This window comes from Actinocrispum sp. NPDC049592, from assembly GCF_040675465.1.
In the GTDB taxonomy this organism is placed as follows: Bacteria; Actinomycetota; Actinomycetes; order Mycobacteriales; family Pseudonocardiaceae; genus Kibdelosporangium.
In genome coordinates this window covers 220,870-231,424 of record NZ_JBFAPA010000025.1, presented here as the reverse complement: position 1 = coordinate 231,424, position 10,555 = coordinate 220,870, and the positions used below count along the sequence as shown (strand labels likewise).

Annotated in this window: 6 protein-coding genes and 1 pseudogene; 3 read left to right on the top strand and 4 right to left on the bottom strand. The window is 67.3% G+C overall.

Going from position 1 to position 10,555, the window contains the following annotated elements; all coding sequences use genetic code 11:
* Positions 1-241: 241 nt before the first annotated feature.
* Positions 242-1,102 (bottom strand): annotated as a pseudogene (locus tag AB0J95_RS45905) (IS1380 family transposase); the annotation flags it as partial.
* Between the two features lie 119 nt (positions 1,103-1,221).
* Between AB0J95_RS45905 and AB0J95_RS45900 the strand changes: the two are divergent.
* From AB0J95_RS45900 to AB0J95_RS45890, 3 genes are all read left to right on the top strand, one after another.
* Positions 1,222-1,557 carry a hypothetical protein gene (locus AB0J95_RS45900; RefSeq protein ID WP_364772401.1) on the top strand — a complete coding sequence of 112 codons (336 nt, stop codon included), beginning with the start codon at positions 1,222-1,224 and terminating at the stop codon, positions 1,555-1,557.
* A 652-nt stretch (positions 1,558-2,209) separates the two neighbouring features.
* On the top strand, positions 2,210-2,932 hold the full coding sequence (locus tag AB0J95_RS45895; RefSeq protein WP_364772399.1) for a BTAD domain-containing putative transcriptional regulator: 723 nt from the start codon (positions 2,210-2,212) through the stop codon (positions 2,930-2,932).
* Positions 2,933-2,985: 53 nt separating this feature from the next.
* The gene (locus AB0J95_RS45890; protein ID WP_364772396.1) at positions 2,986-4,662 is read left to right on the top strand and encodes a hypothetical protein; all 1,677 of its coding nucleotides are present in this window, start codon (positions 2,986-2,988) and stop codon (positions 4,660-4,662) included.
* Between the two features lie 10 nt (positions 4,663-4,672).
* On the opposite strand, the gene AB0J95_RS45885 is transcribed toward AB0J95_RS45890, so the two are convergent.
* From AB0J95_RS45885 to AB0J95_RS45875, 3 genes are read right to left on the bottom strand one after another with little or no spacing between them, the layout of a single operon-like run.
* Positions 4,673-5,560, bottom strand: a complete 888-nt coding sequence (locus AB0J95_RS45885; protein WP_364772393.1) for a Pvc16 family protein — start codon at positions 5,558-5,560, stop codon at positions 4,673-4,675.
* Complete coding sequence (locus AB0J95_RS45880) at positions 5,557-8,526, bottom strand: DUF4157 domain-containing protein (RefSeq protein ID WP_364772391.1); 2,970 nt, start codon at positions 8,524-8,526, stop codon at positions 5,557-5,559. The genes AB0J95_RS45885 and AB0J95_RS45880 overlap by 4 nt, the downstream gene beginning before the upstream one ends.
* Positions 8,519-10,555 (bottom strand): ATP-binding protein, encoded by a 2,037-nt coding sequence (locus tag AB0J95_RS45875; RefSeq protein WP_364772388.1) that lies wholly within the window; start codon positions 10,553-10,555, stop codon positions 8,519-8,521. Before AB0J95_RS45875 ends, AB0J95_RS45880 begins: the two co-directional genes overlap by 8 nt.

Genomic DNA, 10,555 nt, shown 5'->3' with positions numbered 1-10,555 from the left:
CGACCACCACCTCCAGCGGCCAAGCCTGGACCATCAACGATCGCCACGTCCACGCGACGCGATTACAACGCCAACGTTGCTTGATGCGGCACTAGCCCCGGTCTTTCACGAAGTGCGTTGACCGCTCATTGTTGATCTCGCGTGACGGTGGATTTGGCGTGTGCATGCTGATGACCCGGCGCGGCGGCCGGTGTCTCCAGGGCTGTGGTCGAGGGCTGTGGAATTGTCCTGTGTGGACGGCTCAGGTGACGGGCAGTGCCAGGGCGGTCAGCCGGGCGAACGCGGCGGCTATCTCGTGTCGCCAGGGCCAGTGCTGGTTGATGCGTAGCCAGGTTCGGCGGGCGCCGCGGGTGAGCCGGGCGGCGACGTGCAGCAGCCTGTAGCGCAGGGTTTTCGGCTCGGCCAGGGCGAGTTCGCCGTCCAGCAGCATGGTTTGGGTCCAGGCGAGCAGGTCGATCGCGGTCAACGCGAGTTCCAGCCACGCTTGGTTGACCGCGAACAGCCGGGAAGGGAACCGGACGATCCCGGTGTCCTTGCCGGTGCGAATCCGGTCTTCCACCCGCGCATGCGCCCGATGACGAGCCTCCAGGAACGCGATCGCCCCACCCCTGCCGTGTGGGGTGTCGGTGGCGAAAGCCAGATGTCGAAAGCCTTCCTCGTGATCGAACAGGGTCAACTGCGCGCCGGGATGCGGCCGTTCCCGACGCACGATCACTCGCGTGCCGGTGGGGTAGCCGGCCAGCTCGAGCAGGCCCGTGAGCTCGGCGACCCAGGCGCCGTCACGGACCTCACTGTCGATGTCGATTGCCGGTGTCCAGGCACTGGCAGGCAGGTGCCGGATCGCGGTACGTACCTGCGCGTCGATCGCGAACCCGACCGAGAACGACACCAGTGTGTGCTGCTCGCGCAGGCCGCGCAGATGCGCCAGGAACGCGACCGTGCAACCTGCACTGTCAGCACGCACTAGAATCGGCATGCCATGACGGTGCTCATCGGGGATCTGGGCCAGCGCAGTATCGATGACCGTGATGTGATCGGCCGCGGTGTTCGACCCGGCGTTGCCCGGCCGCAGGATCCCGGCCAGGGCCTCGCGGGTGCCTTCCCGTGACCGGAACATGGACCCTCAACAAGCCCATCTTCCCTTACAGGACAGGCACTTTCCCCATCTCAACCACGCGTGTCACCAACCGATCATGAACCGGCCGGGCTAGGACTGCTACTTTGCAGCGGCGCGTCGTTCGGGGAATCGGCACCGCTGACCTCGAAAATGGCGCGCTCCGAGCGGACAACCCGTCCGACCGTGAGGACCATCCCGACTACGCCGAAGAGTTCGAGGATGACGCCTGCCTTGTACTGATCGACGTTGCCCCCACTTACGAACTGCCCTTACTCGAAGAGATCAAGATCCAGCACGCCTACGGAGTCAAGGACTGGACGCCCCTACTGGGCCTGCACAAAGTCCATACACCGGTGGACGACTCCGCGCCGAACAAACTGATCGGTGCGGAGTCGACCTCAGCCGACGCTGAAGGGCACAGTGTTGGCCGGTACTTCTGACGATCGAAAGTGCGCTGGGGCGACCGGCATAAGTTGGCAGGTCACGTTGAAGGTCCTCGATGCGGCGAGCAGACAATTGTGGCCAAATCAAGATCAGATTTCAGGTACCGATCAGCAGGTCGTCTCGACAGCGAGCCCTCTGCATGCGACGCTTGCATTCACCGGACGGGCTCTCCCCAGACCCTGGTCTGCGCGCCTCGGCTAAGCACCAGCCCTCAGCTAGATACCAGATCGGTTGTCGGAGGCCACAATGGTACAGCCTGTTGCCCAAGCATTATGTGCAACGTTCTTTGAAGATCTTGTGGCGGCGTACGCGAGCCTCGCGGGTTGACGTCTGTGACGTGTCGGTGACGAACGGCCTGCACGCTCTTACCATGGAAGCGTCTCCATTAACTGGCGGCAGATGCCTCGTGCGAGTGGAGGTACAGACGGCAGACGTGCTGGTCACGGTTGTCACTGACATTGATGGCGCCGTCGACCGTAAGGCCCGAACGCAGTACTTCAATGACTTTGCCGGTGCTCTCGAAACGGTGCGTGCGTTTCTCCTGGCGTTCCGACAGGCACACACGTTGCCAGATCCCGGCCCCGCGCCATGTCCTCCGGGAAGGCTGCCCCAGCCATGATGACAGTAACCACCCGAGGAAGCCCCGAGATGCTGGTGTTGCATCTGTTCGGTGGCCCATACATTACGGTCGCGGGCGAACGTCAAGAGATCCCGGCGGGCAGCCAGCGATTGCTTGTTCTCACCGCGTTGCATCGTGGTCGCGTCGATCGTCACTTTGCGGCAGGGCTGCTGTGGCCCATTGGGAATGATCAGCGAGCCGGGGGGAACCTCAGGTCCGCGATATGGCGGCTGCGCGGCGTAGGGGTGGATGTCATTCGCACGGACAATGTCTCGATCTTCTTGCGCGATGAGGTCGAAGTGGACGCGCAGTTCGCCAGCGAGTGGGCGCGCCGGATGATCGACGGCACCTGCGTCGGCCCGGACGTGTCGCTGTTTCCGTGGTTCGACGACGCACTGCATCTGCTGCCAGGCTGGTACGACGACTGGGCAATCATCGCGCGTGAACAACTGCGCCAGCGGGTGTTACACGCCATTGAAGGACTCTCGCGCCGGTTTTGCGAGGCCGGTCGACTCGCGGAAGGGGTGGAAGCCGCGATGACGGTTGTCTGTGCGGAACCGCTCCGCGAGAGTGCACAGCGGGTCCTGATCGAAGCGCACCTCGCCGAAGGCAATGTGGGTGAGGCCAGGCGTGCATTCGAGGAGTACCGGACCTGTGTGCGCACTGAGCTCGGCGTGGACCCGTCACCCGCACTCACGCGACTGGTTTCGCTCAGTTCACCCCGAGCACTGCGAGCGGTAGCGCACCGGTGACGCCGGCGTGACACCTGACGCGGCGCAATAGACCCGCGGGAAGGAGCCAGGCCATGTCGCTCGACCTCAGTCACGGCTTCCTCGCGGAGGTTCAGATCAACGCGCGCGTGGCGCAGCGGATCTTCGCCGCCAGCTTCTTGCGCCGCGTCGGGCTCGTGCGGACGACAGTATCCCCGGGCCGCGAGCTGTCGATGTGGTTCGACCGCCCGGATCTCACGTTAGTCAAGGATCCGGACCCGGCGGCCGCCCGGGTCGAGGTCGTGCTTCGGCTGTTCGCCCGGCTCTCCGACCGGATCGACGAGGCGCGGATCTTCATCACCGCCCGAGGTCGGATCACGGACCGGAAGCTACTCGTCGGGACCGTCACCCGTACGTGCCCGTCGGTGAACTTCGGCGACTCGCCGGCCTCCGACATCGTTCTGACGTTCAGCACCAACAACGAGTACGACGCGGTCGTGCTCACCGCGGTACGCGCGATGCTGCGACAGGAGTCGCCGTTCGCGCTCGGTCCGCTGGCTTCCGACGCCGGCACAAGGTTCTACCGGACCTATTTCGATGTTCCGGACCATCCCACCGGCCTGCTGGCGATGTTCGTCACGGCCTTCGGCGAGCCGCCGACTCCCGCCTCGATTCCCTCGCGGCTCTCCGCGCTGTCCGACGCGATCCTGCTCGTGCCTGACGACCTGGTGAACCCCGGAATCCAGAAGGGCCTCGTCAAGGCGGGGTTGGGCACCCTGCCGGCGCAGTTGAATCCCAATGTGACGGTTCGCAGTCTCGCCGTCTCGCTGCAGAACGGGCACATCCGCATCGCCGGAGCCGGTACCAAGACCTCCGCCATCGAATTCCTCGGCGTCCCGAACATCGACTTCACCTTCACGGCCTTCGTCCAGCTTCTCGTCCAGGCCGACGGCAGCATTGGCATCCACGTGATCTCCACGCGACAGGACCTCGACGACACCTTCGGCGAGTTCGCGGATTTCCTCCTGGCGGGTGCGCTGACCCGGATGATGGAGGAAATGGTCCCGGTGGCGGTCGCCGGCATTTCGCTGGGATCGTTCCAGGGACTCGACTTCTTCTCCACGACTGTGCCTGCGGAGGACTCGGCGCCCGCGAAGGTCATGTCGCTGCTCGGCATCTTCGTCAACGGACTGGGGATCTCCTACGAAGTGACAACCTCAACGCCGGAGGAGCTCAAGCCGCCGTACATCAGGGGCCATGTCCACAGCCGGGAATTCCACGTCGTCAAGGGGTGCGGGTTCGGGGATGTGATCGCCGCCAGAAATCTGCGCAAGTTCCCTTCGCGGGAGGCCGCGATCATGGCGGGTTACGACGGGTGCTCCACCTGCCAGCCGGAGTTCTCGATCGCGTCGTTCGGCGACCTGACGGTCACGGTCATTCACCCGCAGGATGTTCAACCGGACAGTCCCGTGACCGTCCGGGCAACCTACGCCGGTGACCTCGTGCGGTTCGGTGTCACGCTCGCTCCTGCGGACGAGGAGAACGTCGGCGCGCATCCCTTCGACCACGATGGCGTTCCCACCCACGTCACCGCGTTCGACCACCTCGTCCCGACGAACTGGACTGTTTCGGTCGAGTCCGGCAGCTGGTCGGTGGCGGCGACAGTTGGTGTCAGCACGCGGTTCATCGATGCTGACGGTCAGCTGCAGGGCGCGCGAACGGAGCTCCGGGCGACGGTTGGGCAGCCGGGGCTCGAGCAGGTCGGCGGCTGATATCTCGTCGTCATCGGTTAGGAAGCGACAGGGAAATGTCGTACCGGCCGGTTCCGGGGACGTCGATTTCCTCGGTCGCCTCCGCGAAACCGACGGCCCGGGCGCGCAGGCGGTAGGTGGCTTCAGGGAGCCGGGTGAACGTATACCCGCCGTTCGCGTCGGTCCTGGCGACGTGCAGGGTAGTGCCGCCGAGGGTCTCGATGCGCACCCACGCGCGGGCGACGGGTTGACCGGTGTGGTCGACCACGACGCCGCCGATCTGCACCAGGGGAGCGTCCTCGCCGATCGTCGTGATTCGGGCGGTGACCAGCGGACCGACGGGCTCCGTGCCGGTGACCGCGACCGGGACCGTCACCGTGAGATACAGCGCGGGCCGCCACGGGTGCGTGCCGGCCATGGTTCCCCAGAACTCGGCGTATTTCGGGAATCCGTCAGCGGGCAGCACCGTGGTCGGCAGCGCCGCCTCGGCGATCAGGGTCGGGAAGCCGTTCGGCAGCGGCTCGGGTTGGTAGACCTTCGCGGGGACGAGTGGCTCGGCGCCGATCAGCGCGGCCGCCGCGGCGTAGAGCAGGCGGTGCTCGTCGTCGGTCGGTTCGACCGCAGGCGACGGCTTCGCCGGGCTCCACGCCGTGATCAGGTAGTGCAGGTCAACGCGGCTCGGCGCCACCGTCCTGTGCAGCTCACCGCCGATCAGCTCGTGGGCGGGCTCGTTGCTGCGCAGGCTCCGGTTCTGCCGCAGATCGAGTAGGTACACGTTGAGGGCGAGCTCGCCGAGCGTGGAGACATACCGGCGCCAGTCGTCATCCGGCGGGTCGAAGCGCACCTGGGTCTCATCGGCCAGCTCGGTGACGCTCGACATCAGCAGGTGCCGCAACAGGTTGTCCAGATGCTGGATCATTCTTTTACCGTCTCCCGCACAGTGATTGTGGGCCGGCGTCCGGTGAGCTCCTCGTACGCCGCGGCCAAGCGGGCGAGGCGCTGGCCGGACTCTTTCGACAGCTGAGGCACGGTCACTGTCGCGTAGTCGCGGGGCTGGGTGGAGCCCATGGTCGGGGTCAGCAGATCGCGCCAGATCTGGTCGAGCTTGCCGTCGGACAGCTTGCCCTCGAGGGTGAACTCGTGCACACCGTGGTCGCTTATCCGCAACTTGTCGCCGGCCTCGGAGCGCTGCCGCAGGTCGCCGCCGTCGCGCGTGATGTCCTCCGCGATGATCCGCTCGTACACGTGACCGAGCTTCTGGGCCTTGTCCTTGTCCGCCTTCAACTCGGCGATCAGGGCGTCGTGTTGAGCTTGTAGATCGCCGCGTACCTTCTTGGCGGAAACGCCGACCCGAGCATGGGGATCGTGGCGGAGCCCATCGTGACGTTCGACACCATGATCGGGCAGGTTCTCGAACTCGCCGAGGTTGGGCCGCCGGTTCTTGGGATCGAACGGCTGGTCGCGTCGCTGCCGCGGTGCTTCTCCAGGATTCTCGGCAGATCGCGTGACCCGCTCGAGGTGCTTCTCGGAGGTCACGAGCTCATCCTGTCGCTTCTTGGCCTGGTGGGATTCACGCTCAACCCGCTTAGCGGCCTTGGTCAGCCGACCCTCGGCACGCTCTACGACTGTCCGCGCGTCAGCCACCGCCGACTCGGCATCGCGGAGATCTCTCCTGGCCGCGGTGTCAGCGCTTCTCGGCGCTCGCTTCGCGCCGGGCTTGGCCTGCGCGTATACCTCGGCGGCCTGCGCGGCATCCGTCGTAGCCTGCTCGTGGCCGGCCTGCGCTTGTGCGAGCTTTTCTCGAACGGCGGCGACCTCAGCCTGTGCTTTGATCTGCGCCGCGATGGCCTCGTCGACGCGATCCCGCGCCGTCTTAGCCCTGCGGCGTCTCCGGTCTACGACGTTCTGCTGCTTAGGGACGCCCACGGGCTTGACGGGTGGGGTAGGCGGGATCATCACCGCCGGTGTGTGCTCAGTCAAAGCGGTGGTGGGTGTGACCGGGATTTCGGGCACAGTGGTGTGCGCACCTGCCACCGGTACCGCGGACTCCGGCGGCATAGCCACGGTCTCGGGCGCGCTGGAATGCGGGGCCTGTTCGAGAGCCTGGGCCGGTGCCTTCGTGGCGATGGCCGGCTTCGGTTCGGCAGTCGCGGCCTTGGCGGTGGCCGGTGCCTTCTTCGCGGGGGGCGCGGTCGACTTGGCTGCCTTGCGGGGTGCTTGCGCACCGGACAGGCCGGCGGTTGATGCCGCGGCGATCGAGGCGTTCTTGGCCGCTTCCCGCCAGGTGCCACCAGTCGCCACCGTCGCGCCACCCGCGACGACAGCGGCGCCGCCGATCTCCAGCCCTTTGGCGATCCTCGTCCGGCCCGCCGAGGAAAGCCGCGCGCCAGCGGCACCCAGCGGAGCGGTCACCGCACCCATCCCGAAACCGATCGCACCGGCTTCCAGCACCTCGCCAGCGGACCGGCCCGCCGCGACGGCCTCGGTGGCCTGCCCGACCGCACTGGCCCCGCCCTCGACGACGGCTCGGCGGGCGAGCTGCTGGCCGAAGGTCAGCCCCTCCGCGCTCACACCAGCGGCACTGCCCAGGCCAGCGGCGGTGCCCGCGGTGAGACCGGTGACCAGGCCCTCCTTCGCGCCGCGCTTGGCTTCCTTCCAGACCGTGCCGGTCTTGACCTCGCCTTCGACGATCTTCTGGCTGGCCGCGTCGGCCCCGGCCCGCAGCCCCGCGCCTGCGCCGGCTCCGACAAGCCCGGTGCCGAGCATGGTCGCCCCGGTTGCCAGTGCGCCGGTGGCGCCGAGCCCGGCCACGCCGGTGGCAACCACCGGCGCGGCGACGATCACCGCGGCGGTGATGGCGATGGCGAACGACACGTCCCGAACGATTTCGAGCTCACCGACGAGATTCTTGGCGCCTTCCTCGATCGCGTCCATATAAGCGTTCCACTGGCGGACGCTGTCCTGGTAGGCGCTGGCGGCCATTTCGAGCAGGCGAGCCGACTCGCGGAGATTGCCGTCCGCCAGAGCTTGCTCGCCGGCCGTGGCCAGCCCTATAGCGTGGTCCCACATCGCTATCGGAGGAGGCACCACACCGGCTCGGATGTCGACCGCGATGCCGATGAGCGCCTGGGGGTTGTTCCAGACGTCACCGAGAGACTCGGTCTTGCCGTGCACCTTCTTGATGAACCACTCGTGGGTCGAGCGGTTGTTCTCCGCAGAATCCTTGGCGCGGCGGAGCTTTCCGCGCAACCGATCGCCCGCCTGCTTGCGGAGCTCGGCGAGCTGGTCGGCGGAGACCTGTTGGTGCTTGCCGTTCTCGTCCACGTACTCGTACATGACCGCGACCGCAGGGACCGGCGCCGCCTGCTGAGCGGATTTGTCGACACGGGCCACGCCGGGTGCCGCGCGGCCGGCGACCGCCGCGGGCCGGCCGGCGGTGACGGCGCCGGCCGCCTGGTTGGCATCGGCCTCGAGCGTGCCGCTCTGCGCGGGCCCGCCGGCGCCGCCGCGCTGCTGGACCACATGGGCCAGCTCGTGGGCCAGAGTGTCCACATGCGACACGGAATCGTCGCCGAGCACGATGTGGTTGCCGACGGTGTAGGCGTTGGCTTGCAGGGTGTCGGCCGATCGGGTGGCCGAGGCGCCGGTGTGCACCCGGACATCGCCGAAGTCGGTGCCGAACCGGTGCTCCATGACCCGGCGCACGGGTTCGTCGAGCGGCTGAGCCGCGCCGAGCGCATTGTCGAATGCTAGGTTGCCGACCGCCTTCTGTATCGCGAGGGCGTCGTCGAACCGGCCCCGAGCGGGCGGTGTTCGGTCCTGGTGTGGCTGACCGTCTACTGTGGAGACGACCGGCTCGTGCGTGTGTGGGGCGGGCTCAGCCATCGCGGCTCCCGAACGGGGCGAGCTCGGCCTCGGTGAGGGTCTTGCCGAGCTTGTGGTACTCCCTGGCCACCGCGTGCAGCAGATGCGCCATGCACACCGGGCCATCCTCGGCGAGGAATGCCGCCGCGAGCGCGATGTTCTTGATGTTGCCGCCGCTGAGCTTGAATCTGGTGGCCAGCAGGTCGAGGTCGACGTCCTCGGCGAGCGGGGTGCGCGTCGGCCAGATGCCGCGCCAGATGAGTGCGCGATTGGCCTCGTCGGGGAACGGGAAATGCACGGTGAATGCCAGCCTGCGCGCGAACGCGTCGTCCAGATTGTCGCGCAGGTTTGTCGACAGCAGGGCGAGACCGTCGTAGGACTCCATCTGCTGGAGCAGGTAGGCCACCTCGATGTTGGCGTACCGGTCGTGCGCGTCGTGTACCTCGCTTCGCTTACCCAGCAACGCGTCCGCCTCGTCGAACAGCAGGATCGCGTTCGACCGCCGCGCCGCGCCGAAGATCCGCTCGATGTTCTTCTCGGTCTCGCCGATGTACTTGCTGACCACCCCCGCAAGATCGATCCGATACAGGTCGAGGCCGAGTTCGGCGGCAACCACCTCGGCGGCCATCGTTTTGCCGGTGCCCGGCGGCCCGGTGAACAGCGCCGTGATTCCCATGCCCCGAGACAACTTCTCGGCGAATCCCCAGCGGTGCAGGACCCGCTCCCGGCCGACCACCCGGCCGCAGATCTCGCGCAGCGCGGCGATCCCGTCCTCGGGCAACACGAGGTCATGCCACGTTGCCCGCGGTCGTACCGGTTCGGCCAGGCCGGCCAGCTCGTGCCCGGTCTGTTCCCGAGCCGCCGCGCAGAGCTCGGGGAGCGAGTGATCGCGCGCGCTGGCTGCGGCATCGGCGATATGGCCGGGTGTGAGCCGGAAACGCTCGGCGACGAGCCGGAGATCGGCGCCATCGACGGATGCTGCGGCGAGAGCTTCATGCCAGCACGCCAGCCGATCCTCGGCGTCGGGTATGTCGAACCGAACCACAAGCACGCCCAGCGGCAGGCCGGGATCGGAAGTCCACGGCCGATCACCGGCGAGCAGTGCTGGAGAGTCCAATTGGGACAGTTCGGTGCGGACGAACCGCCGCTGATCGGCGCCGAGCCGGTCGATGTTGCCAAGGTAAACGATAGCCTTGAACAGGGCGGCCTCTCGCATCAGGCAGCGCACGACGTCGACGAACCCGGCCTGCGGTACCACGGCGAGATCGGCGGTGAGCAGGGGCATACCGAGGTCGGCGGCCACAGCCTCTGCGGCGCGGAGCCTGCCAGAACCGGGCGGCCCCTGCAGGTACAGTCTCCGGTGACCGTCGGCGAACAGGCTCGCGATGCGGGCGGCAGGCTCTGCACCCCAGCCGAGTTCGGCAACGCCGTCCGTGGGACTGGTGAGCCGGCACCAGGATGCGAGCCTGCGGTCCAGTGTGGACACTCCGAGCAGGACGTCGACGATCTGCGCGTCGAGCGTGACGTAGTGCGCGATCAGCGGTGGCTCGTGCTGGGCGGGGTCGGGTTTCAGCGCGATGATCCGGTGCGCCGACAGTGGCGCGGCCGGGGCGAACCGCGCCCGCCGAACTATCTTGTCGAAAGGGCCCTCGCACAACAGGTTCAGCGTGAGTTCGACGGTTGGCCAGCGCCGGGTGACGTCGTCCTGCAGGTAGCCGTAGACGCGCTCGTAGCGCGAGTCGACCTCGGGTGCCAGAGCGATCAGCACCACGTTCAGCTCGAAATCGGACAACCCGTAGGTATGGGCGAGCCAGGTGAACGGGCCGGTGTCCGGTGCCGGCAGTTCTTGGTAGCCGAGCGGGGACGAGCCGGGCTCGCGATGGAACAACCCCGCCACGTCGGCGGGCCCGATGTGCAGGCCGCGGAAGAGATCGTGCTCGCCGAACGACGTCCCGGCCGCGTCAACGGCGGCGGCCAGCCGAGCGTCGAGTACATGCAGGCAGTCCAACACCGTGGCTGGCTTGACCGGGGCTTGCGGGTCCGCCGACAT